Annotated in this window: 21 protein-coding genes; 12 read left to right on the top strand and 9 right to left on the bottom strand. The window is 59.8% G+C overall.

The features are described 5' to 3' along the window. Window positions 1-71: 71 nt before the first annotated feature. The 5 genes from HEP89_RS03075 to purD all read right to left on the bottom strand — a co-directional run bounded on the left by HEP89_RS03075 (window position 72) and on the right by purD (window position 7380). Complete coding sequence (locus HEP89_RS03075; RefSeq protein ID WP_023002044.1) at window positions 72-416, bottom strand: hypothetical protein; 345 nt, start codon at window positions 414-416, stop codon at window positions 72-74. 115 nt (window positions 417-531) lie between these two features. After that, entirely contained in the window at window positions 532-1380 is an 849-nt protein-coding gene (locus tag HEP89_RS03070; RefSeq protein ID WP_168691305.1) for a patatin-like phospholipase family protein, read from the bottom strand. 123 nt (window positions 1381-1503) lie between these two features. Next, on the bottom strand, window positions 1504-4653 hold the full coding sequence (locus tag HEP89_RS03065) for an EAL domain-containing protein (protein ID WP_168691304.1): 3150 nt from the start codon (window positions 4651-4653) through the stop codon (window positions 1504-1506). A 427-nt stretch (window positions 4654-5080) separates the two neighbouring features. Next, window positions 5081-5998, bottom strand: coding sequence for an alpha/beta hydrolase (locus HEP89_RS03060; RefSeq protein ID WP_168691303.1), 918 nt, complete (start codon window positions 5996-5998; stop codon window positions 5081-5083). Window positions 5999-6108: 110 nt separating this feature from the next. Beyond that, window positions 6109-7380, bottom strand: a complete 1272-nt coding sequence (purD, locus tag HEP89_RS03055; protein ID WP_168691302.1) for a phosphoribosylamine--glycine ligase — start codon at window positions 7378-7380, stop codon at window positions 6109-6111. A gap of 368 nt (window positions 7381-7748) precedes the next feature. Here purD and ubiA point away from each other — a divergent pair, with 368 nt between their 5' ends. Continuing rightward, window positions 7749-8705, top strand: coding sequence for a 4-hydroxybenzoate octaprenyltransferase (ubiA, locus tag HEP89_RS03050; RefSeq protein ID WP_055657806.1), 957 nt, complete (start codon window positions 7749-7751; stop codon window positions 8703-8705). A 52-nt stretch (window positions 8706-8757) separates the two neighbouring features. Here ubiA and HEP89_RS03045 read toward each other — a convergent pair whose 3' ends face one another. After that, complete coding sequence (locus tag HEP89_RS03045) at window positions 8758-9348, bottom strand: DUF6101 family protein (protein WP_208984425.1); 591 nt, start codon at window positions 9346-9348, stop codon at window positions 8758-8760. A 443-nt stretch (window positions 9349-9791) separates the two neighbouring features. On the opposite strand from HEP89_RS03045, the gene HEP89_RS03040 reads away from it, so the two are divergent. Genes HEP89_RS03040 through lpxK form a run of 6 tightly spaced genes read left to right on the top strand, consistent with a single transcriptional unit; the run spans window position 9792 to window position 15303 of the window. Beyond that, on the top strand, window positions 9792-11135 hold the full coding sequence (locus tag HEP89_RS03040) for a TldD/PmbA family protein (protein WP_077290734.1): 1344 nt from the start codon (window positions 9792-9794) through the stop codon (window positions 11133-11135). Next, window positions 11122-11970, top strand: coding sequence for a 3'(2'),5'-bisphosphate nucleotidase CysQ (locus HEP89_RS03035; RefSeq protein WP_197923128.1), 849 nt, complete (start codon window positions 11122-11124; stop codon window positions 11968-11970). Before HEP89_RS03040 ends, HEP89_RS03035 begins: the two co-directional genes overlap by 14 nt. Window positions 11971-12004: 34 nt before the next feature. Continuing rightward, a complete protein-coding gene (locus HEP89_RS03030) occupies window positions 12005-12244 on the top strand; it encodes a DUF4170 domain-containing protein (RefSeq protein WP_023002035.1) in 240 nt (79 codons plus the stop codon). Between the two features lie 32 nt (window positions 12245-12276). Further along, a complete protein-coding gene (locus HEP89_RS03025; protein WP_055657809.1) occupies window positions 12277-12975 on the top strand; it encodes a lysophospholipid acyltransferase family protein in 699 nt (232 codons plus the stop codon). Beyond that, window positions 12968-14284, top strand: a complete 1317-nt coding sequence (locus HEP89_RS03020; RefSeq protein WP_077290733.1) for a 3-deoxy-D-manno-octulosonic acid transferase — start codon at window positions 12968-12970, stop codon at window positions 14282-14284. Before HEP89_RS03025 ends, HEP89_RS03020 begins: the two co-directional genes overlap by 8 nt. Further along, window positions 14281-15303: a tetraacyldisaccharide 4'-kinase gene (lpxK, locus tag HEP89_RS03015; RefSeq protein WP_077290732.1), complete on the top strand. Its 1023-nt coding sequence runs from the start codon at window positions 14281-14283 to the stop codon at window positions 15301-15303. Before HEP89_RS03020 ends, lpxK begins: the two co-directional genes overlap by 4 nt. 26 nt (window positions 15304-15329) lie before the next feature. Here the strand turns inward: lpxK and HEP89_RS03010 are convergent, their stop codons facing one another. Further along, window positions 15330-15542, bottom strand: a complete 213-nt coding sequence (locus HEP89_RS03010) for a DUF2093 domain-containing protein (protein WP_023002031.1) — start codon at window positions 15540-15542, stop codon at window positions 15330-15332. A gap of 312 nt (window positions 15543-15854) precedes the next feature. Here HEP89_RS03010 and tldD point away from each other — a divergent pair, with 312 nt between their 5' ends. Together tldD and HEP89_RS03000 are read left to right on the top strand one after the other, a co-directional pair. Continuing rightward, entirely contained in the window at window positions 15855-17279 is a 1425-nt protein-coding gene (gene tldD / locus HEP89_RS03005; RefSeq protein WP_077290731.1) for a metalloprotease TldD, read from the top strand. A 21-nt stretch (window positions 17280-17300) separates the two neighbouring features. Beyond that, window positions 17301-17915, top strand: a complete 615-nt coding sequence (locus HEP89_RS03000; RefSeq protein ID WP_077290730.1) for an HAD-IA family hydrolase — start codon at window positions 17301-17303, stop codon at window positions 17913-17915. Between the two features lie 36 nt (window positions 17916-17951). Here HEP89_RS03000 and HEP89_RS02995 read toward each other — a convergent pair whose 3' ends face one another. Further along, complete coding sequence (locus tag HEP89_RS02995) at window positions 17952-18566, bottom strand: AraC family transcriptional regulator (protein ID WP_168691301.1); 615 nt, start codon at window positions 18564-18566, stop codon at window positions 17952-17954. A 300-nt stretch (window positions 18567-18866) separates the two neighbouring features. Between HEP89_RS02995 and HEP89_RS02990 the strand changes: the two genes are divergently transcribed. Next, a complete protein-coding gene (locus HEP89_RS02990) occupies window positions 18867-20660 on the top strand; it encodes a monovalent cation:proton antiporter-2 (CPA2) family protein (RefSeq protein WP_077290729.1) in 1794 nt (597 codons plus the stop codon). 82 nt (window positions 20661-20742) lie between these two features. Here the strand turns inward: HEP89_RS02990 and HEP89_RS02985 are convergent, their stop codons facing one another. Next, a complete protein-coding gene (locus HEP89_RS02985; RefSeq protein WP_051990219.1) occupies window positions 20743-21216 on the bottom strand; it encodes an invasion associated locus B family protein in 474 nt (157 codons plus the stop codon). A gap of 632 nt (window positions 21217-21848) precedes the next feature. On the opposite strand from HEP89_RS02985, the gene coxB reads away from it, so the two are divergent. Then, window positions 21849-22751, top strand: coding sequence for a cytochrome c oxidase subunit II (gene coxB / locus HEP89_RS02980; protein WP_167579626.1), 903 nt, complete (start codon window positions 21849-21851; stop codon window positions 22749-22751). Between the two features lie 77 nt (window positions 22752-22828). Beyond that, the gene (ctaD, locus tag HEP89_RS02975; protein ID WP_062490261.1) at window positions 22829-24424 is read left to right on the top strand and encodes a cytochrome c oxidase subunit I; all 1596 of its coding nucleotides are present in this window, start codon (window positions 22829-22831) and stop codon (window positions 24422-24424) included. Window positions 24425-24444: the final 20 nt, after the last annotated feature.

Raw genomic sequence — 24444 nt, 5'->3', positions numbered from 1 at the left:
TCAGAGGTGTATAAGAGACAGTGCCTGAGGTGGGGGCGGGTGGGAGGAAGAACCAGCCCCGGAATTGACTTTCAGACCACGTAAAGACTGACCGGCGGTTTCCCGGACTTTGCCGTCCGGTTGGCCGCGTCGCCTTCGCTCATGAACCCGGCGCTGCTTGCCTGGCGGTAGATAAGATCGCCCGCGTGCCCGGCCTCCATGACCAGCGCCTGCTGGCTGCAAAGCGAGGCCAGCGACAGGCCCAGACGGCGGAAATGCGCACGGCGATAGCAGTAGACGGCAAGTGCCGCGCGCTGCTGTTCCGGCAGCTGGCATCCGACATCAGTAACCGCGTTCAACGTTGCATCCAGCAACCGTTTCAGCAAATCGTCCGATACCGGACAGGCTTCCAAATCTGTTGATCCCGATGGCCGCATTGACCTTCTCCTAATAGATTGAGAAAAGTATTTAGGAGTAAGATTAATGATTTGTTAAACGCAAAGTCGGGTCCAATAAAAAGGAATTATACGGATAAATCTGCTGATGTTGCCATCAAGTAACTTCCATTGTTTCTTTTATCAGCTCCTCCAGTTTTGCCCTGGTAACTGTACGCAAGGATTCCGCCTTATTCAGTATGCTCTCGGCTTTCATGAAGTCCAGAACCCGGATGGAGTCATGGGGCGGGCTGACCAGGATATCCGGTTGATCTGATTTCAGTTTTTGCTTTGTGATGGTCTGCATCAGGATCTGGGAAGAGCCGAACAGGGAATCCAGCATGCTGATGTCATCCTTGTTGTCTCGCGGCACCGGCGCGCCAACGACATCAACAGCAATGACGATATCGCAACTCGCCCTGAGCCCGTCGAAAGGCAGTGGATTGACGACGCCGCCGTCGATCAGAAACCGGTCGCCATAGCGCACGGGTCTGAAAACCGCGGGAATCGCTATCGAGGCGGCCAGGGCAGGCAGCAAGGGGCCACTTTCAAAATCCACTTCCTCGCAGCGATAGAAGTCCGTCGCCAGCATACGCAGCGGGATGTCCAGGTCTTCGAACGTTTCGGACAGATAGTCCGAGACAAACACTTCCAGCACGCGAAGCGGGTCGAACTGCACCGGGCCGCCACGGAACACATCTGCAAACTTGCGTGGTCTCAACTGCCACAGGCGCGACAACACACTGTTGCGATCAGCAAAAATCTCCAGCGCAATGTCGCGGATTTCCTGGCCACTGCGACCACTGGCATAGGCCGCCCCCATCAGGGCACCGATGGACGTGCCGTTGATCCGGACAGGTTTTATGCCAAGGTCATCCAGCGCTTCCAGAACGGGGATGTGGGCGAGGCCGCGCGCACCACCGCCGCCAAGGGCGAGACCGATTCTGGGGGAGGAGGTAGAGGGCATGGCGCGGGTCCGGCATTGAAAGCGTTACTCCCAGCACATGGGGGCTGACGCGCGCCTTGCCAACCTTGCAACTGCCTGCAACGGCAGTTGCGAACAGGAAAACCCTCTCAGTGCCGGAAAAACTCAGATCACGAAGTATAGATCGTCCGCGGCTTCCGACATCCAGTCCGTTGCATGATCAAACGGCATCGGCCGGGCAATCAGGTAACCCTGGATCGAGAAATCGCCCATCATCCGAAGCCGGTCGTATTGCTCTTCGGTTTCAACGCCTTCGCAGACGATGCCGATGTTGAGCGATCGGGCCAGATGGATGAGCTGGTTGACGATCACTTCCTTTTTCGGGTCCTGAAGCATCTGGCGCGTGAAGGAGCGGTCGATCTTCAGCCCGTTTATCGGTAAGTCCGAGACATGGGAGAGGGACGCATAGCCAGTGCCGAAATCATCCAGCTCGATATGAACGCCGAGCTCGAAGAGTTGCCGCAGCGCAGCCAGGTGACCTGACCGGTTGTCGTTCAGGAACACCGATTCCAGAACTTCGGCGGTGATCCGCTCCGGTCCGACATTGTGCTTTTCCATCGCGGCCTTGAAGTGCTCGAGCAGCAGCCCGGACGACAGGTGTGATGGCGAGATGTTCACGGAGATGCGGCCAAAATCGAGGCCCTGGTCGATCCAGTGCCGGGCAGCGGCAAAAGCCTTGTCGATGACAATCTCACCCAGGATCGGCGCCAGACCGGATTTTTCCACGACCGGCAGAAAGTCTCCGGGCGAAACCGTGCCGCGTTCGGGGTGTCGCCAGCGTACCAGCGCTTCGATGCCGGTGACGGCCTGAGTGCGCAGGTTGACCTGCGGCTGGAACACGAGGAAGAACTGGTCGTTCTTGACCGCGTCCTTCAGTTCAAGCTCGATCTGTGCTTCCGTTTCGCTGTCTGTGCGCATATCCGGACGGAAGAAAGTATACCGGTCCTTGCCGTTTTCCTTGGACTGGTAAAGCGCGAGATCGGCATTGACCAGAAGCGTGTCGAAGTTGTCACTGTCCTCCGGGCACAGTGCCAGTCCCATGCTGACGGTCGGCCAGAACCTGTTGCCGTTGAACTCCATCGGCATCCGCATGATCCGGCGCGCCCGTTCGCACAACTCGTTGGGATCCGACGTTCCGCTTTCCGCCAGAATGACGAACTCGTCGCCGCCCCAGCGATAGGCCGTGCCCAGCCCACGGCAGACTTCGCGCAGCCGGCGGCCCGTCTCTTCCAGGCAATGATCGCCAGCAAGATGGCCGAGCGTATCGTTGACCCGCTTGAAACCGTCCATGTCGACGTGAACCAGGAACGCCGGCTTCTCGCTCCGGGCGAAACGCTCCTTGGCATCGCGCTGGCAGCCGGCGCGGTTGGACAGTTTGGTCAGGGGGTCGAAATAGGCCAGGCGCTCCGCCCGGACCTTGGCTTCGCGGGTTTCGTTTTCCCGCTGCACCCGTTCGGAAACATCATTGGCAATGGCCACGAACAGGTCGCGGTCCTGATCGCGGAGAAGCTGTACCCTGAGATCGACCGGATATTCCGTGCCGTCCTTGCGCCGGTGAACGCTTTCGACCGACAGGTTGTCCCGATGTCCTTTCAGGAGGGGCGCGACGTGGCGCCGGACCGTGTTCGGGTCGTAAACGGGATCGATATCGCCGATTTTCTGGGATTTCAGCTCTTCGATCGTGTAGCCGAGATTGGCCAGGGCGCAGCGGTTGGCATATTCGATCTGGAAGGTTTCCGCGTCGAGGATGTAGATCTCGTTGAGCGAGGATTCCAGAATATTGGCCAGCAGATGGTTCCTGCGTTCTGCCAGGCATCGGTCGGTGATGTCGTGAACGGTTCCGATCACCTTGGATGCCTTGCCGTCCCGACCGGCAAGCACATACCCGCGAACGTGCAGGTACTGGATTGTGCCGTCGTCATGCACCAGCGGGTGTTCGGTGTCGAATTCACCGCAGGATTTCACTGCTGCGTTGACTGCGTCCAGGGTTTTCTTCCGGTCGTCACCGGGAATACGATCAAAGAGATAGGCTTGGATCTCGTTTGCCGGAAGGTTCGGCGGGATCTTCATGACCCGGTAGTATTCTTCCGAGCCCAGGATTTCGTTTGAAGCGATATCGCGTTCCCAGCTGCCCACATGCGCAATCCGCTGGGCTTCGATAAGTTGAAGCGTGCTGCTTTCCAGCTTCAGGGTATTGTCCAGAACTTCTGCCTCAAGGCGCGAACGCGTCAGCTGCACGGAGGACTGAAGACGGGACAGTAGACGGAAGACCACCGTCCAGGCGAGCAGCGCCAGACCGATGCCTGCCATCAGAGAAAGCAACGTCCCCTTGGCAAAGTCCCAGATGTTGTCCGTGATGTCCTTTACCAGCAGAAGCTTCACGTCGTTGTTCGGAGTTACGACCATAATTGGCAGATCGCGAACCATGAACACCTTGCTGTTCTGGAGGAAGAAGCTGTTGAAGCCGGCGAAGTGGCCGTTGGAGGCGATCTTGCTGAAGTCGAAGCCGGTCGGCGTCAGATTGCCCAGCACCTTGTAGTGAACCGTGCTGGAATCATCTGCTTCAGCGACTTCGCAGGCCTTGACGATCTGGGCATTGACCGCGGAACTGGCTAGCGCGAGCGATTGTTCGATATTGATCGCGAGTTTCAGATACCCGATCCGGGTTCCCTCAACGAGCCAGGGTTTCAGCACGCTGACGATGAACTCGTTGTTGCGGCCGAGTTCGATAGCATCGACTTCGCGAAAACGGTTGGAATTCAGTTCGGTCTCGAAGCTGGCGGCATCCTGCGCCGGAGTGGCATTGCTTTGCGCGCGATAGACGATCTGCTGGTCGGCGGAATAGATGGTCAATTCCGCAATATTCAGATCGGCAGCTTTTCCGGCAAAGACCCTGTCGGCAACGGCCTTGATGTTGGCAGTGTCTTTCTTGCGGATGGCTGTCTGCAGATCCGTGTCGGCGCTGACGACACTGACTGCCTGATCGAGCGTTTGTTCGCCCAACGCCCTTTGATGCATCAAAAGACGTTCAGTCGTCCGGACGATCAGGTCCTGCGGCTCGCTCAGCGTACGATATTCCGTCACCACGTTCTGGAGCGTCAGGACGGCAACTGTCAGGCAAAGAAACGACAGAAAAACGACGCGAAGGGGTTTTTCGAAACGGGTTTCGTCCTTGCACCACCGCGCCAGGATCTGGTCAAGAATGGCACTCGGACTTCGCGCGCGCGCAAATGTGCGCGATTTCTCGTCGCGCAAGTCCTTGTCTTGCCAAAACTCTTGCTTGCCCACGCGTTGCACCCGTTCCCCCGAGCAGCCGTAGCTCCTCTTTGATCGGCAAGGACAGTCCGCTGTTTGTTATTGTCACCGGGCACGGCGAAGTTATGCAAACCATCACTGCCAATTTTCTCAATAGGCTGTATTGGTTAAATTGTATTGAATGTGTTCCTTAAGGCTTATTAAGAATAGAATTCATCCGAGAGGAAATCTTCCAGTCTCAAGATCAAATGTATTTGCGCTGAGCCTGATGATTGGCGATGCAGCAAAATAGTTTGATCTAAATCAGACGATCACCTTTGAGCGTCACCAGTTGAGGTGATGTCGCCGCCCAAGCGTCTCCGTTCGACCCAGCCGATTGACGCGAGCCAGCCTCAACTTGGCAAGCAAGTCGTATGGCGCGGTGCCATCAACTGCCTGACGTGCTTGCGAAGAACTCGAGGAGGGCAGTGACCGTCTCTTCCGGGGCTTCTTCGGGCAGGAAGTGCCCACCGGGAAGCGCGGCGCCGACAGCGGTCCTTGACCAGCCACGCCAGACTTCAAGCGGATCGTCCACGCTGGTGGCGATACCTTTGCTTCCCCAAAGTGCAAGAAGGGGAACAAGGATCTTTCTTTCCTCATCCAGATCCGCCCGGTCGTGGTCGTAGTCGATCGTTGCACCTGCGCGGTAGTCCTCGCAGGTTGCCGATACCCGGTCTGGTTCGCAAAACCAGTCACGGTTATGCGCCATGGCTTCCTTGGAAAAGCACGACAGGGTCTTGGCTGCAGTCCAGCTGGCCAGCGTGTGATCGAGAAATCGTATCGGTGCGGCAGAAATAGTTTTTTCCGGGAAAGGCGCAGCCTGGGCCAGAAACATCCAGTGATAGATCTTGAGGCCGAACAGCCTGTCCATCCGGTCCCAATAGTCACATGTCGGAAGGATGTCGAGAACGGCGACCTTCAGAAGGGCTTGCGGGTGATCGAGGGCAAGGCGGTAAGCCACCCGGCCGCCACGGTCATGGCCAGCCAGAAAGAACGTCGAGTGGCCGAGCACCTTCATGAGCTCGACCATGGCCGAGGCCATGCTTCGTTTGGAATAGGCCGCGTGATCGTGTGATAGCGGCGGCACGGACGAACGGCCATACCCTGGCAGGTCGGGCAGGACGAGCGTGAAGTGTTCGGCAAGCTGCGGGGCCACCTTGTGCCAGCAGACATGAGATTGCGGGTAGCCGTGCAGCAAAAGCAACGGTGGGCCGGACCCGCCGATCCGGCAGAACAGCCGCACATCGTTGGCTTCTACAGTGATGCTGTCAAACCCCGGAAACAGATCCGGCAGGTCGTTTTTCACGTCTGTCTCCCCAGCCCGCACCGGGGAGAAGATTACCTTTGCTTTCAAGCGCCTGCCAAGTCCCGGAAACCGGAAATGCCACGATTGCCGGTTTTTCGCTTGGCTCGGCCTCAGCTTTCCCGGGCGATGGCTCGCCAGCCGATGTCGGTTCGGCAGAAGCCTTCCGGCCAGTCGATGTCGCGGATCCGCTCGTAGGCCCGTTGCTGTGCCTCGCGAACGGTGGTGCCGACCGCCGTCACGTTCAAAACGCGTCCGCCATTTGCCAGGATCTGCGTGCCATCGCGTTTGGTGCCTGCGTGAAAGACGGCAACGTCATCCGTTGCTGGTGTATCGAGACCACGGATTTCCGCGCCCTTGTCGTAGCTGCCCGGGTAACCCTTGGCGGCCATGACGACCGTCAGTGCGGCTTCGTCGCGCCAGTCTGCCGTTGTCTGGTCCAGCCGGCCTTCGACGCTTGCAAGCAGCAGCTCCAGCAGGTCGCTCTTGAGGCGCATCATCAGGACCTGGCATTCCGGATCACCGAAGCGGGTATTGTATTCGATCAGCTTCGGGCCGTTCTTGCCGATCATCAGACCCGCATAGAGAACGCCCTTGAAAGGGGTGCCACGTTTGGCCAGTGTCGCGATGGTCGGCTCGATGATGGTACGCATCACCTCGGCAATCAGTGCATCTGTCAGGACGGGAGCGGGCGAGTAAGCGCCCATGCCGCCGGTATTCGGGCCTTCGTCACCATCATAGGCGCGTTTGTGGTCCTGGGCGGTGGCAAGCGGCAGTGCGTTGGTGCCGTCGGACAACACGAAGAAGCTCGCTTCCTCGCCTTCCAGGAATTCCTCGATGACGACTTCCGCACCTGCAGCCCCGAACGAGCCTTCGAAACAGGCCGTTACCGCCTCTTCGGCGTCTTTCAGGGTCATGGCGACCACGACACCCTTGCCGGCTGCAAGCCCGTCCGCCTTCACGACAATCGGTGCACCTTTTTCCCGGACATAGGCGAGCGCGGCATCTGCCGTATCAAAGCGGCCGTATCCGGCGGTCGGAATATCTGCTTCGTCGCACACGCCCTTGGTGAAGGCCTTGGAGCCCTCCAGTTGTGCTGCTGCCCTGGACGGACCGAAAGCCTTGATCCCGGCCGCTTCCAGATCATCGACAAGGCCAGCCACAAGCGGTGCCTCGGGGCCGACGACCACAAGATCGATGGCATGTTCGCGACAGAAACCGATGACTGCCTGATGATCCGCGGTGTCCAGATTGCAAAGCTCGGCCACCTCGGCAATCCCGGCATTGCCGGGCGCCGCATAGAGCTTGGTCAGCTTGGGAGATTTTGCCAGCGCCCAGGCGAGCGCGTGTTCGCGGCCGCCGGATCCGATCAGGAGAAGTTTCATAAACGGGCAGTCTCTTCGTGAAGGTTGAAGCAAGAGGGCCGTCCCCTAACACGGAGGGCGGCATACCGCAATTGGCGGCGCGTGCAACGGCGCATTTCTGCCGGTCACAGCCCAACTTGTGACGCGGCGGGAGAGGTGGTTTCCGCGCCCAGGAAAAGGCCGGAACGCTTGTCAGCCAGGTGTGGCAAGCGCGAAGAGGAAACCGAGGGCTGACCGGGGTTGGGTCGTCAGACCATGGCACCTTGCCCAACTCTGAGTTTCACGATAGCGCCCCTGTGACCTCTTGCGGGATGAATTTCCTGCTGAAAATCGCTAAAAGAACCTGAGAAGGGCGGAAAGCAGGAGCGTTTCCGCCGGATAATCGAGAAATGGACGGATCGAAAGTGTTTTCCACGAACGACACGGGGCCGGTTGCAGATGCGGTCAAGCAGCACTGGGTGGACACGCGGCTGCCGGCTGGCCTGCGCCCCTACGCGCGCCTTGCCCGCTGGGAACGTCCGATCGGTTGGTGGCTGTTGCTGTGGCCCTGTTTCTGGTCGGCGGCATTGGCGGCGGTCGCCGGTGGCAAGGCTTGGCCGGACCCCTGGCACATGGTTCTGTTTTTCATCGGTGCGGTTGCCATGCGCGGTGCAGGCTGCACCTACAACGACCTCGTCGACGTCGACATCGATTCCAAGGTCGAGCGGACCCGCTCCCGGCCCATCCCGGCGGGGCAGGTGTCCAGACTTCAGGCAAAGATCTTTCTGGTGGTCCAAGCCCTCATCGGCCTTGCGGTGCTGCTGCAGTTCAACACCTACACGATCTGGCTGGGCATCGCCTCGCTGCTGCCGGTAGCGGTCTACCCGTTCATGAAGCGCATCACCAACTGGCCGCAGCTGTTTCTGGGGTTCGCCTTTTCCTGGGGGGCGCTCATGGGCTGGGCGGCCGCCTTTGGGTCCCTGTCCTGGTCACCGGTGTTTCTCTATATCGGCGGCATCTGCTGGACGATCGGCTACGACACGATCTACGCCCATCAGGACAAGGAGGACGATGCGCTTGTCGGTGTGAAGTCGACGGCCCGCCTCTTCGATGAGCACACCAAGCCGGCTCTCATCCTGCTCTACAGCTGCGCAACCGCGCTGTTCTTTCTGGCTGCGATCTTTGCCGATGCCGGTCCGGCCGCTTTTATCGGTATCCTGGCTGGCGTCATTCACCTGGGGTGGCAGATCGTCGTACTGGATATCGATGACGGCGATCAGTGCTTGCAACTGTTCCGATCCAACGGGACCTATGGCTGGATCCTGTTCTTCGGTTTCTTCGCCGATGCCCTTATCGGTGCGCTCTAACGAAAAAAGCCCCGCTCAGCGGGGTTTTTTTTGAAGACTGTCGTGTGCACGCTCAGGTGCGGGCGATGATCTCACGCTCATTGGCATGAACGGTTGCCGAAGGTTCCTGCCGGCCGGGAAGACGGCGGTTCAGGAAGCGCGGACGGCGGCCGGTCAATAGGCGCAGCTTGCGCCGGGGCGCAGGTTTTGAAGCCGGAACGGCGCTGTAGGCTTCGATCGGCTTTACCTTGCCGCCGAGGTCACACACCAGCATAGGCAGGTTGAACACCTGGGCCCACCGGCTCCACAGGACCGCAAGGTCGTCGGATTTCTCGGTTTCGGCCAGGGTGATCGACAGCGCGCTATCGGGATGTTTCAGGATCAGCGCCGCCACGATTTCGCCCGGCACCGCGCCCGGAACGATCCGGACCATGACACCATCGAAACCTTGAGCGGGCACCACCACCGTCACCGGAACACCGGCAACCCGCCGCTTGATGACCGCCCTGTCGCGATCCAGGAAAATTTCGGCTGGCAGGGAAGGGGTACCCGGCCGGTTTTCAAGGCGTTGCTCGAAGTGGGCCGGCAGGCAACCGGGATGCGGCATCGTTTGGGCGCCGACCCCGGTTGCTACCATTTCCTGTATTTCTGTTTGACGTCTCAAATGACTCTCCACCGGACCTTTAGGTCGGACCATTTTTGGTCTCTCGATGCATTCAATCTACTGAAGAAAAGTCGTGAACCACTTAAGATACAGAGTTAAAAAAGTCTGATTTATAAGAGGGTTACTGGAATGTAATCAGACAGGTAACACCTTGTTCAGTCATGTGGCAGATTCGACTTGATACAACCCTTGAATGAATTTTCCGCCCTGTCCCGATCCCGCCTATCTTGCGGTCATCATTACGAAAATCGGATGAGGCGCTGCGGCATTGCAACCTCTTGCCGGAACCGGCTCAAAATCCCATTTCCCACCTATCAGGGGAAAACCATGGCTCTGGAAGGCAGCCGGCACGACCGGATTGCCCGCAAAAGGCCCCGACAGTTGCAGCGCAGCCGTGCGGGGCGTAAACAACTGCCGAACCAGAAGACGAAAGAGCGGACACGATGTCGGAACTGATTGATCAAAGCGAATTGCAATCCCGGGCAGCCCGTCTGGTGGAAGCAGCCCGCAAGGCCGGAGCTGACGCCTGCGACGCGATTGCGGTTACCGGTGTCTCGCTTTCGGTCGATGTTCGCGAAGGCAAGGTGGAAGAAACAGAGCGCGCCGAAGGCGACGACGTCACCTTGAGGGTGTTTGTCGGCAAGCGCACTGCTGCTGTCTCAGCCAACCGTCTCGATGATCCGGCAAGCCTGGCTGAACGTGCCGTCGCCATGGCCAAGGTCGCGCCGGAAGATCCCTATGCCGGTCTTGCCGATCAGGATCTTCTCGTGAAGGAGTTTCCGGAACTCGAGCTTCTGGACACAAAGGAAATGACTGCCGAGGACCTGACGCAGATTGCGCTGGAAGCGGAAGCTGCCGGTCTGGAAGTCGAAGGCGTCACCAAATCCGGCGGTGCGGGAGCCTCCTGGCGTCTTGCCGGTGTCGTTCTGGCGACCAGCCATGGGTTCCAGGGGTCCTATATGTCGTCCCGCTATGGCATGTCCATGACAGCCGTCGCAGGGGAAGGGACCGGCATGGAGCGGGATTACGATTTCGACAGCCGTACCTATTATGAAGACCTGGAAGCACCGGCGGAGATCGGACGCAGGGCCGGTGAAAGAGCTGTGCGCCGTCTCAACCCGAACAAGCTTTCGACCCGCACCGCGAACGTCATTTATGAATCACGCGCTGCCCGCAGCATTCTGGGGCACCTTGTCGGGGCAATCAACGGGGCCGCAATTGCGCGCAAGACCAGCTTCCTGAAAGACCGGATGGGCGAGGCCGTGTTCGCACCTGGCATCCAGGTGGTTGACGACCCGTTCAAACGCCGGGGTGCCGCAACACGTCCCTTCGACGGGGAAGGGACCCGGGCGGAACGTCTCGATGTCATCGAAGACGGTGTCCTGCGACACTGGTTTCTGGACGGTGCTTCCGCACGCGAACTGGGTTTGACGCCCAATGGCCGGGCGCACCGCAGTGGCAGCGGCACGTCGCCTGGCGCAACGAACGTCACATTGATGCCTGGCGAAAAATCGCTGGAAGAATTGATGGCGGAAGCCGGGCAGGGCCTGCTGGTGACCGACCTGATCGGTCACGGCGTAAACGGCCTCACCGGTGACTATTCGCGCGGGGCAGCCGGGTTCTGGTTCGAAAACGGCCAGATCGTAGAAGCCGTCAGTGAAATCACCATTGCAAGCAATCTGAAGGACATGTTTGCACGGCTCGTGCCCGGCAGCGACCTCGACAACCGTTATTCGGCAGCCACTCCCTCGGTCATGATTGAAGGAATGGCCCTTGCCGGAAGCTGACAAGGGCCTGAACGACACCGGACGAAGCGAAATCGGGCTGGATGAAGCCGGAAGGGACGCGGACCTGCGCCTGCTGGAGTTGGCTGCGCGCCAGGCGGGCGATATTGCACTGGGTTTCTTCGGTCAGGATCCGGAGACCTGGTACAAGGGCAAGGCGGGCATGTCGCCGGTTTCCGAGGCAGATCTCGCGGTAGACCGTTTTCTCGCGGACTACCTGCGGTCTGCGCGGCCGGACTACGGCTGGCTTTCGGAGGAAACCGCCGACGACCGCAGCCGTCTCAACCACGAGCGTGTCTTCATTGTCGATCCGATTGACGGCACGCGGGCTTTTCTGGCGGGTGGGGACGAATGGACGGTGGCGATTGCCGTGGTCGAGGCCGGTCGGCCCGTTGCAGCTTCGGTCTTTTGCCCGCGCCGGGACGAGATGTTCCTGGCCCGTACAGGCGGCGGAGCCTGGCTCAATGGGGCACGACTGGCGGTGTCAGATCGCACCGGCCTTTCCGGTGCAACCTTGACCGGACCGCATTCCATTGTTGCCAATCAGGACGTTGTCGCTGCAGGTTTTGTCGGTACGGAAATCCTGCGCTCCCTGGCTTATCGGCTGGCGATCGTTGCAGCAGGAAGGGTCGATGTCGGGGCCGCACGGGGCGGGCCGAGCGATTGGGATCTTGCGGCGGCGGATCTTTTGGTGCAGGAAGCGGGCGGTGTATTGACCGACCTGTCGGGTCGGAACCTGATCTACAACCGCGCCAAGACCGGCCACCCGGCCCTGATCGCAGCTCCTGTTGCGCTGATCGGGCCTGTGCGCGACGCGCTCGACGACCTGATCAGGTAACAGACCGGTTGCAGCGACGAAAGCGAGGATATTGATGAGTAATACCGATACTCCGAAGCAGCTCCTTCATCTTGTGTTCGGCGGCGAGCTGGAATCACCGGAAGGGCTGACGTTCCGCGATCTGGACGAACTGGATATCGTCGGAATCTACCCGAATTATGCCGAAGCCTACAAAGCCTGGAAATCCAAGGCACAGGCGACGGTAGACAACGCTCATATGCGTTACTTCATCGTCCACATGCACCGCTTGCTCGATCCGGAAACGGCTTCTTAAGGCAGCGCAGCTCTCTCAGGCGACAACACCAAATGATAAAACGCCTCGGCCGTCAGCCCTGGGTTCTGGCCAGCATCGGCACTTTGATGGCCGTTTACCTGAAACTGGTCTACCGTACCAACCGGTTCGTGATCGATCCGGAGGGCGTGCACGAACGTTCCGAACAGGATCTCCCGGTTATCGTGGCCATGTGGCACGGCCAGCACTTCATGGTGCCCTTCGCCAAGCCGGCTCACTGGCCCGCCAAGGTGATGATTTCCCGGTCTGCCGATGGCGAGGTAAACGCGATCGCGGCCCGCAAGCTCGGCCTCGGCCTGATCCGTGCCTCCGGCGGCAAGAACGCACGCCAGATAAAAAAGCGCGGCGGCATGCGAGGTTTCATCGAGGCGCTTCGTGCGCTCAAGGAAGGCTATTCCATCGCCATGACGGCGGATGTGCCCAAAGGTCCGGCCCGCAAGTCTGGCGTTGGCATCGTTCAGCTTGCCAAGCATTCGGGCCGTCCCGTCCTGCCTGTGGCGGTGGCAACCAGCCGCAGCATCGAGCTGAACAGTTGGGACAAGGCCAGCGTCAACCTGCCGTTCGGCCGGGGCAGCATCGCGGTGAGTGATCTCATCTGGGTTCCCGCCGATGCGGACGACGACACGCTTGAGGAATATCGCCTCAAGGTGGAAGAGGGGCTCAACGCCGCAACGAAACGTGCTTACGAGCTGGTCGGAAGGGCGGATGGCTGACCGGCGACCCCTTGTCTTCAGTCTCTACAGGGGCCTTGCACGGGCCCTGACGCCTCTGTTCAATCTGCTTTTCTGGCTGCGCAGCCACTCCGGCAAGGAATTGCCGGCCCGCAAGGGGGAACGTTTCGGACGGAGCGCAACAAGCCGGCCAGCAGGCAAGCTTGTCTGGATCCACGCGGCCAGTGTCGGTGAAACCGTATCCGTGCTGCCGCTGGTTGATGAACTGACGGGGTCCGGCAACAAGGTGCTCCTGACCACTGTCACCGTGACGGCGGCACAGCTGGCACAGGGCCGCTTGCCGGAAGGGGCGATCCACCAGTTCATGCCATTCGATGCGCCCGGGCCGATCTGCCGATTTCTCGACCACTGGTCCCCGGACCTGGCGATGGTGGTCGAGTCCGAAATCTGGCCGTGCCTTTTCGATGAAATGCGTTCACGGCAAACGCCCTTCGTACTTCTCAACGGCCGCCTGTCGGACCGGTCGTATCGAAGCTGGGCGCGCTTTCCGCGTATTTCCGGATATCTGTTTCGGTGTCTGGATATGGTTCTGGCGCAAAGCGCCGCCGATGGCGAGCGGTTCCGTCTGTTGGGCTGCCGCAATGTTTCAACGCCCGGCAATCTGAAATTCGATGCACCGGACCCGGCCGTGGACGAAGGCCAGGCAACCGCCCTGTTGGCGCAGACAGGAGCGCGTCCGGTCTGGCTGGCCGCCCTGACGCATCCGGGCGAAGACGAAATTGTACTCGAGGCCTTTGGCCGTCTCACCGAGGAATTTCCCGGTCTCCTGCTGGTCCTGGTGCCGCGACATCCCGTTCGGACAGATGATATTGCGGCCATGATCGATAGCCGTGGCCTGCGTGCGGCGCGTCGAAGTCTGGATCAGGCAATTGAAACGGACACAGATGTCTATCTCGGTGATACACTGGGCGAGATGGGACTTTTTTACAGATTGGCACCGGTGACGTTTTTGGGTGGTTCATTCAACGATGCGGGCGGTCATAACCCGGTGGAAGCTGCATTGTCGGGCTCCGCGTTGGTCACTGGCCCGCGTGTTGCGAACGCCCGAGCCGTCTACAAGGACTTCTGGAGCCGGCGGGCTTCGCTGAAAGCGGAGTTGCCGGAGAACCTGGCAGATTGTGTTGGCAGTCTTTTGCGCGATGCTGACGCTGCCCGGGCGCAGGCGGAAAGAGCAAGAGCCCTGGTCGAGGCCGGGCGCGGTGCCTTGGCCGAAACCCTGAAAGTGTTGCAACCCATGTTGGGAAAAGCAGGTCCGGCGACTGGCGATCCGCTGCCGCGGGGCCGCGCATGAAGTCGGCGCCCGACTTCTGGTGGAAGCCGGGACAGACACTGGCAAGTTGGCTGCTGTCGCCGGCAGGCTGGATTTACGGACTGGTCTCAGGCCGCCGCATGTTGAAGAAGCCGAAAGCGAAAAGCCGGTTGCCTGTAATCTGCGTCGGCAATTTCGTCGTCGGCGGAACCGGAAAGACGCCCTTTGCCATCGAACTGTCCTACAGATTGCAGGAAGAAGGCTTGCGGCCCGGTTTCCTGCTGCGCGGTTACGGCGGCAAGGCCAAAGGGCCGCTCCTTGTCGATGCCAGCATGCACGACGCCGATGTTGTCGGTGACGAGGCCTTGTTGCTGGCCCGGTACGGTCCAACCGTGATTGCGGCCGACAGGCCGTCGGGGGCACGGCTTGCCGAACAGCAGCCCATTGATGTCCTTCTGATGGATGACGGATTTCAGAACCCGGCGCTGGCCAAGGATCTCAGCCTGGTGCTGGTCGATTGCAGCGTGGGGTTCGGCAATGGCAAGTGTCTGCCTGCCGGTCCCTTGCGGGCACCTGCGGCCAAGCAGATCGTGAAGGCCGATTGCCTGGTCCTGGTAGGCGAGGGGGATGCGGCAGAGGAAGCTGTGCATCTGGCTGGACGCAAGGGGCTGCCGATCCTTCACGCGCATGTGCGGCCACAGCCGAACGATGAACTGGCGGGAAGCAGGCTTTTTGCATTTGCGGGCATCGGCAGACCGCAGAAATTCTTCGATACGCTGAAATCGCTTGGCTACGACGTGAGGAAAACGCGGGAATTCCCCGATCACCATCAATACACGCAAGCCGACGTGCGTGCGCTGCTGACCGAAGCCGAGGAAGCCGGGTTCAAGCTGGTGACGACGTCCAAGGACATGGCCAGGCTGGAAACGTCGACGGGAGAGCTGTTCCACTGGATCGCATCCAGTGCGGCCGTTCTGGAAGTGCGAATGGAGATCGACGACGAAGACAGGCTGGCGTCACTCATCAAGGAGCGGCTACGTCGGCGTCAGTTCGGAAAATGAGGCTGCTTGACTTCGCCTGACGCGGCTCAGCGCGTTTCCAGATACCGCTTCATGGACGCATTGGCATCGACATAGGCTTCCTGCCGTTCGACAGACCAGTATTTCAGCTCGTCCAGCGGGATCGCCGTTCCGGTCACCGCACAGCGCACGAATGTCCCCGGTGTTTCCACCTGATAGTCGCCATCCAGGTAGCGGACGCGGGCTTCATTGGGGATGCGCGGATTTTCGTAGCGGTTCATGATCTGCAGTTTGGCTGTCGGTCTATCGGGAAGTCTCGATAGCATTTATGGCAGACTGGCAGGAGAGGGCAAGTCAAAGCTTTGCCGGGGGCCCATTTCCCCGTTGCGGGACAATCGGTTTCAAAATCGCTCAGGGTAACCCGGCCCCGACTGCATTCCGGCGCGCGGTACCGCATGACTGGCAAGTGGAATTCTCCGCTTATGGGATGATTTGCGCGCCAAAACGCCTATGTTGAGAGAAACAACCAAATTGCCCGGTCTGGCAATGCAACCTGCATCGGCAGACACTCCGGGCGAAATCAGGACAGACAGATGACCCTTTCCACCACCGATCTTATCGAATCTTCAGGCCTGGGCCTCGAAACGGCAAGGCGGATCACTCAGGACGCACTTGATGGAGCGGATGATGGCGAGCTTTTTGTCGAATACCGGCAAAGCGAAGGCCTGGTCTTCGACAACGGGCGCCTGAAAGGGGCCAACTACGACACCGCACAAGGTTTCGGCCTGAGAGCCGTTGCCGGTGAAGCTGCCGGTTACGCTCATGCCGGAGATATCTCCGAAGGTGCATTGAAACGGGCGGCCGATGCGGTCAGCGCCGTCAAGAAGGGGTATTCGGGTAGCTACGCGGCAGCGCCTGCGCGCACCAACCAGACGCTTTATACCGATGCAAACCCGCTTGGCGGGCCGAGCTTCGAGGACAAGGTCAAGCTGCTGCAGGAAATCGACGCCTACGCGCGGGCAAAGGATCCACGCGTGCGGCAGGTGTCCGCGTCTCTGGCGGGTTCCTGGCAGGTGGTCGAGATCCTGCGTGCGGACGGTCATCTGGTGCGCGATGTGCGTCCGATGGTGCGGCTCAGCATTTCCGTCGTCGCCGGCAATGACGAACGCCAGGAAAGCGGCTCATTCGGTTGCGGTGGCCGGGAAGGCTTCGAGCGTTTCATCACCACGGAAAACTGGCAGGGCGGTGTCGACGAGGCACTGCGTCAGGCTCTGGTCAATCTGGAAGCGGTTCCTGCACCTGCCGGCACTTTCGATGTCGTGCTGGGGCCGGGCTGGCCGGGCATTCTTCTGCACGAAGCCGTCGGCCACGGACTGGAAGGCGACTTCAACCGCAAGAAAACGTCCGCGTTCGCCGGTCTCTTGGGCCAGCGCGTTGCTTCGCCTGGCGTGACCATCGTTGACGACGGAACGATTGCCGATCGTCGGGGCTCGCTGACTGTGGACGACGAAGGCACGCCTTCCAGCCGAACGGTACTGATTGAGGACGGTATCCTGAAGGGCTACATGCAGGACCGCCAGAACGCGCGCCTGATGGGCATGGAGCCGACCGGTAATGGCCGCCGGCAGTCCTACGCCCACATCCCGATGCCGCGCATGACCAATACGGTAATGATGGCCGGTGACAAGGATCCGGACGAGATCCTGGCATCGGTCAAGGACGGCATTTACGCCGTGTCTTTCGGTGGTGGCCAGGTCGACATCACCTCCGGCAAATTCGTGTTCTCCTGCACCGAAGCCTACCGCGTGGAGAACGGCAAGGTTGGCGCGCCGCTGAAAGGCGCAATGCTGATCGGTAACGGACCGGACGCGCTGACCCGCGTTTCCATGATCGGGAACGACATGAAGCTCGATCCCGGCATGGGCACCTGCGGCAAGCAGGGGCAGGGCGTGCCGGTTGGTGTCGGCCAACCGTCCATGCGCATCAATGCCATGACCATAGGCGGGACGGCGGTCTGACAAGGCCGCCTGGAAGGACCTATGCCGGACATAAAATTCGTCATCTTCGATATGGATCTGGTGCTCTACGACTACGACCACCAGATCCGCTTGAAGTTGCTTGAAGAGCTGACAGGAAGGCCTGCGGCCGATATTGATTGCTCGGTCTGGGGCGGTCCTCACGAGAATGCAGCCGAGGCGGGAGATCCTGCAACGGCCGATGCCTATCTGGAGCAATTTGCAAGACTGCTCGAGTTTCCGATCGACTTCGAAACCTGGGCGGATGTGCGCCGGCAGATGATGCGCCCGCGCCGGGATGTCTTGTCGCTTGTCCGCCGCCTGAAGGCGACCGCAGACATTGCGCTGCTGACCAACAACGGCATGCTCTTGAAGGATGCCTTGCCCATCTGCGCGCCGGAAACGGTCGAAATTTTCGGTGAGAAAGCCCATGTCTCGGCTGAGTTTGGAGCCCGCAAGCCTGATCCGCTGGTCTTTGAGCGCATCTGCGGCCGCTACGGCTATGGTCCCGAGGAAAGTGCGTTTGTCGATGACCGAGCGGAAAACATAGTAGGGGCGCAGAACGCCGGGTTGAAGGGCCATCACTATGTGACTGCGGATGGCCTTGGAACGTTCCTGAGGACTTGCCGGCTGATCTGATCCGGAACGCAGGTTTGCGCGATCAGTGTGTTTCAGTCAGGGCTTTGGGTGAAAGTGCCTTTGAGGCAGCAGGTCTTCCGAACTGAAAGTCCCGTTTCCGGCTATCACCATGCCGCGTGCCACGCTCAGGTTCCTGGCAACGCCGCTTCCTTTCAGCAGACCGCCTCTCATGTCCGGATCATCTTCCTGAAAGGAACCTCCGTCCGACAGCGTACAACTGTCGACCGTGATATTGCCGAGGATCTGACTGCCGTCTCCCAGCATGCATCTGCCGAACAGGGCCGGGTTGTTGAGGAACCGGCCATGGCTGCCGATCCGGATTTCCGCGCCGGGCCTGTTGGCCTTGGCGGTAAATCCGCCTTCGCCGAACTGGTTCTTGCTACCGATCAGAATATTGCCGTTCGACGCTTCGAAATGGCTGCCGGAGTGCACAATGTTGTCGTCGCCCAGCCGGATCTCCGCTCCGGATGAGGCCTTCAGCGTGACGCCCGGATAAAAGATGTTGTTCCTGCCCGCCGATACGCCTGCGGAAACCAGCGTGGAAAAGGGATCCAGAACATGATTTCCGTCCAGGATTTCCATCATCTGAGACAGCGGCAGAAACCCGCAGGCAAGGCCTGCGGCATCGATTGAGGCAAACAGATCGGACATGCGGTGCAAGAGCTCCGTCTTGGAGTACAGGGATAGATAGCCAGCCTTTGGACTGGACGTTGCCTGCCAGACTTTTTCACCGGACATCTGCAACGCTACGCAGCAAATATCCAACGTGCAATCAGCTTGTGCGGTTCTCGGCGCGTGGGGCTGTCCTTTGATTGAAAATAAAGCACTTTTTTGCTGCAGTCGCTGGATTTGATTAAAGGATAGGGCGTATTCTCTGATATCGTTGAAGTGAGCCGAAGTCGCATGAAACAAGAAGGCGACGTGTCGGGACCATGCGGTTAAGGAGAAGGAATGGCAGCAGAAGGAGCCCCTCCGTTTTTTGCCGAATCGATCGTGTTTCTGGCCGCGACGGTCGTCGCCGTTCCGATCGCCAAAAGGCTGGGGCTTGGATCGGTGGTCGGTTATCTCGCTGCCGGAGCCGTTATAGGCCCGCACGGCCTAAAGCTTCTCGGCTCGGGCGAGGACGTGCTTCATGTCGCCGAACTTGGCGTCGTCCTGCTGCTGTTTGTCATCGGTCTGGAGCTGGACCCGCGAAAACTCTGGCGGATGAAGCGTGACATCTTCGGCCTTGGAACGGCCCAGGTGCTTCTGACCGGTGTGACCTTCTACGCCATAGGGCGGCTGTTTGGATATTCCTTCACCACCTCTCTGGTTGCTGGCTTCGGCCTGGCGCTTTCTTCCACCGCGTTCGCGCTGCAGATCCTGCAGGAACGCGGACAACTTTCCTCAGCCTACGGCCAGCGGGCGTTCGGCATCCTGTTGCTTCAGGATATCGCCATCGTGCCACTGCTTGCGATGGTCGCCATCCTGGCGCCCGGGGAAGGGCCGTCCACCTATACGCAGATCGCGAGCGAGATCCTGATCGTTCTGGCGGCGGTGGCTGCCGTAGTCCTGACTGGCCGATATCTGGTGTCGCCGATTTTCCTGCTGCTGGCGGCAAGCCGCGCGCGCGAGGTCATGCTGACAGCCGCTCTCCTCGTCGCTCTTGGCAGTGCCGGCATCATGCATGCGGTCGGCCTGTCGATGGCGCTCGGGGCGTTCCTGGCAGGTGTTCTGCTGGCCGAATCGAGTTTTCGCCATACGCTTGAAGCCGACATCGAGCCCTTCCGGTCTTTGCTCATGGGCCTGTTCTTTGTCGCCGTCGGCATGTCGCTTGATGTCTACCTGGTGATGACCCACTGGGAAATCCTCGCAATCGGCGTCATCTGTGTGATGGGTGTGAAGGGCATATTCCTTTGGGCTCTGTCACGGGGCACCGGCTCGCCGAATTCCGATGCATTGCGCATTGCCGTCACGCTGCCTCAAGGTGGTGAATTTGCCTTTGTCCTGTTCACCGCCGCTGTCGGCGAACGCCTGTTGAGCTATCAGGCCGTCAACCAGCTGAACGCGATTGTGGTCTTGACCATGTTGCTGACGCCGGTTGCCTGCCTTGGGCTGGACCGGCTGGCGGCCAGGGTCAAGGCACGGGGTGTTGAAAACCCGTCGATCGAGACATTCGAGGAGGCAACTCCGACCGTGCTGGTGATCGGCTTCGGCCGCTTCGGCATGGTGGTGGCCCAGTTCCTGACATCCGAAGGTCTTGAGATCACCGCCATCGACAACCGGCCGGACCGTATCGCTTACGCCCGCAAGCAGGGCTACAAGGTCTATTACGGCGATGCGACGCGGGCAGACGTTTTGGCGGCGGCTGGGGCGGGCAAGGCAACATTGGTTGCCATGTGTATCGAGAACGACAAGGTGATGGGCAAGGCCATCGACCTCGTTCGAGAAGGCTTCCCCGAGGCGCTGATCTTCTGCCGGGCGACGGACCGCGCGCATATGCTGGATCTCACCAAACGGGGCGTCGATTTCCAGATTCGTGAAACCTTCGAATCAAGCGTCGTCTTCGGCCGGGCGGCACTCGAGGCACTGGGAACTCCCCTCGACCGAATCGACCAGATCGAGGAAGACGTTCGCGACCGGGACGAGGAGCGGCTTGCCCAGCAACTGCGTGAGGGCATGTTTGCCGGCGCCGACAAGCTGCACAAGGTAACGCCGCGCCGGTCGATGGAGGCGAACGCTCCTGACGCGCCAGCCGCGGAATAGGCGGCAAGGCTCATCACCAGGATTTCGGAAACAAAAAAGGCGCCGAATGGGCGCCTTTCGTTTGGTTGCTTGCGTTTCCGCGTCAGGGCAGGGCGTCGAAGCCTGCAGAGAACCCATTCAGAGAAATCGGGATGCCGATCCCTTCTTCCGGGGTCTGGAAGATGATGAAGGTCGCCTGAGAGCCGGCCTGCAATTTGCTCAGCAGATCTTCTTCGAGAATGACCTCGGCAATGCAGCCGTTCGGAAGACAGCGGACGAAACCGGCCCGGCCGATATCGGCGTTGTCGACCCTGAGGCCAAGACCAGACGGCAGCAACACGCCGAGCGGTGCGAGAACCCTGAGAATGCGGGCCTGCTTGTCGGCGGTTTTCAGAATGATCACGGAAAGCCCGACGTTTTCCCGGTCGGCCGCAGTGACGTTCTGGATCAGCGCGCACTGGTCACCGGTGGAACCGGGAGGCGTGTCGCAGCGCATTTGCCAGTCGCCGTGAGTCGAGCGGACCTCGCCTTGTGCCGCGGCGGGCAGATTTCCGTAAGTCAACGAACTGAAGACGATCCCGGCAACGGCCGCGAGTTTGGAAAAAGACAGTCTGGAACGTCCATTAGGGCGGGCAGCCAGTGACTGCGGCAATTGGGTTGACAAGAAATCCTCCAGTCAATCGTTGTCCGGTTCGCTTTTGGTCGGCCCGGCATAAAAAGATGCGGCCTGCTTGGCGAATCAAGGTGTAATTCTAGGCCAGACATTGCCGCATGACGGCGCACGTTTCCAGTCCGGCGGTTCAGGAACCTAAGGATTAGCCGCAATTCTTGTCGAAAATTCGCATGTCCTTGACCCGTGTCAAATGGCAGAGAGCTTCAGGTGGCTGTGAAAAGTTGGAAATTCCGTTGCAGCCCGGCGTTTCTTGTGGTTTTTGTGCGGCTCAAAGGTGTCGGTGGAATGATGCGGCACATCGCCGCTATGCCCGATGGTAGCCATCGCCCTTTATATGAGTTTGTGGTTATAGTCCGGTCAAACTCATGACCTTGTCCAACTCCAGGACGCAGCAGATTTGGCTTGCGCAGCGCCGCCAAGCCCGCTACTGCCGCACCGGATTGGACCGGATCTGAGTCCGGAAATTTAGCATTTTCCGCCATTTCAGGCGGATGAGGGAAGGGAGCGCGGACGTGAAGGCAGTCTTCAAGCGTCTCATGACTATGGCCGGTGCGGCGGCAACTTTTGCTGGAGTGTCGACAGCGGCCCTGGCAGCGGAATCCGGCATCAAGGAATGGCAGTTGGGCTTTCAGGCCTCTGTCACCGATGTAATGGACGACATTACCTGGTTCAACGGGTTCACCCTGGTGATCATCACCGTAATCACGCTGTTCGTGCTTGCGCTGCTGATCGTCTGCATGACCCGCTTCAGCGCGAAAAAGAACCCGGTTCCGTCCAGGACATCGCACAACACCATGATCGAAGTGGTCTGGACGGTTGCTCCGATCCTGATTCTGGTCGTGATCGCGATCCCGTCTTTCCGCCTGCTTTACAAGCAGCTGGACATTCCCGAATACGAGATGACCATCAAGGCGACCGGGTACCAGTGGTACTGGGGCTATGAGTACACCGATGAGAACATGGGTGAGCTCTCCTTCGACTCCATCATGGTCAAGGACGACGAGCGCCAGGCTGTTGCAGACGCTCGCGGCGTGACGCTGAACGAAGTTCCGCGCCTTCTGTCCGTTGACTACGATCTCGTCATTCCGGTCGACACCACTGTTCGCGTCCAGGTGACCTCCGAAGATGTTATCCACGCCTTCGCGATGCCGTCCTTCGGCGTTAAGATCGACGCCATCCCGGGCCGTTTGAACGAAACCTGGTTCCACGCTCGCGAGGAAGGCGTCTACTACGGTCAGTGTTCCGAGCTTTGCGGCAAGGACCATGCCTTCATGCCGATCGCAATCCGGGTGGTTTCCAAGGATCAGTTCCAGACCTGGTCAACTGCCGCCCAGGACGATCTGGACACTGCCAACCAGCAGCTCCTGGCATCGATCGCCGATGCGAAGAAAGTGGCTGCCGCAGGCAAGCTGGAAGAGATCTCTGTCGCCGCGAAATAATGTGGCGGCGATCCTGTTTGGCGATGCGCGCGATGACATGCAGCGCCGCTGAGAAAGTCTGAAAGAGGGAGCCCAAAATGGCTGCGACCGAAGCACATGCGGCACATGGCCATCCGACCGGATGGCGCCGCTGGGTCTATTCGACCAACCACAAGGACATCGGTATCATGTACCTGATGTTCGCTATCATGGCAGGTATCGTTGGCGGCGCGCTCAGCGTCGGCATGCGGATGGAACTTCAGGAACCGGGGATGCAGATCTTCGGTGATCCGCACCTGTTCAACGTGTTCACCACCGCACATGGTCTGATCATGATCTTCTTCATGGTCATGCCGGCCATGATCGGCGGCTACGCCAACTACTTCGTGCCGATCATGATCGGTGCGCCGGACATGGCGTTCCCGCGGATGAACAACATCTCCTTCTGGCTGCTTCCGCCGGCCTTCCTGCTCCTGCTTCTCTCCCTCTTCGTTGAAGGTCCTCCGGGCTCCAACGGTGTCGGTGGCGGCTGGACCATCTATCCGCCGCTGTCCACGTCCGGTCAGCCCGGACCGGCGATGGATCTGGCGATCCTGGCCCTGCACATTGCTGGTGCTTCCTCGATCCTCGGTGCCATCAACTTCATCACGACCATCTTCAACATGCGTGCGCCGGGCATGACCCTGCACAAGATGCCGCTGTTTGCCTGGTCCGTGCTGATCACCGCGTTCCTGCTGCTGCTGTCCCTGCCGGTTCTGGCTGGTGCCATCACCATGCTTTTGACCGACCGTAACTTCGGCACCACGTTCTTTGCGCCTGCCGGTGGCGGTGACCCGATCCTGTTCCAGCACCTGTTCTGGTTCTTCGGTCATCCGGAAGTGTACATCCTGATCCTGCCGGGCTTCGGCATCATCAGCCACATCATTTCCACCTTCTCGCGCAAGCCGATCTTCGGTTACCTCGGCATGGCCTACGCCATGGTCGCCATTGGCGTCGTCGGCTTCATCGTGTGGGCGCACCACATGTACACCGTCGGCATGTCCTCCGAGACGCAGGCCTACTTCGTGGCCGCCACCATGGTGATCGCGGTTCCGACCGGCGTGAAGATCTTCTCGTGGATCGCGACCATGTGGGGTGGTTCCATCGAGTTCCGCACACCTATGGTCTGGGCAATCGGCTTCATCTTCCTGTTCACCGTCGGCGGTGTGACAGGTGTGCAGCTCGCCAACGCCGGTCTCGACCGTGCGTTCCACGACACTTACTTCGTGGTTGCTCACTTCCACTACGTGCTGTCTCTCGGCGCCGTGTTCGCCATCTTCGCGGCCTGGTACTACTGGTTCCCGAAAATGTTCGGCTACATGTACAACGAGACGATCGGCAAGGCCCATTTCTGGATCACCTTCGTGGGCGTGAACCTGGTGTTCTTCCCGCAGCACTTCCTGGGCCTGAACGGCATGCCGCGCCGCTATGTCGACTACCCGGATGCGTTTGCCGGCTGGAACTTCGTTTCCTCCATCGGCTCCTACATCTCGGCCTTTGCGGTTCTGGTGTTCCTCTTCGGCATCGTCGAAGCGTTCTCCAAGAAGCGCGTTGTCGGCAACAACCCGTGGGGCGAAGGTGCAACGACCCTGGAGTGGACCCTGTCTTCTCCTCCGCCGTTCCACCAGTTCGAGACCCTGCCGCGCATCAAGTAATTCGCGGCGGGAGGTTCGCC

This window comes from Labrenzia sp. 5N (genome assembly GCF_012395805.1).
Lineage (GTDB): Bacteria > Pseudomonadota > Alphaproteobacteria > Rhizobiales > Stappiaceae > Roseibium > Roseibium algicola.
This window is presented reverse-complemented; position numbering and strand designations above follow the sequence as displayed.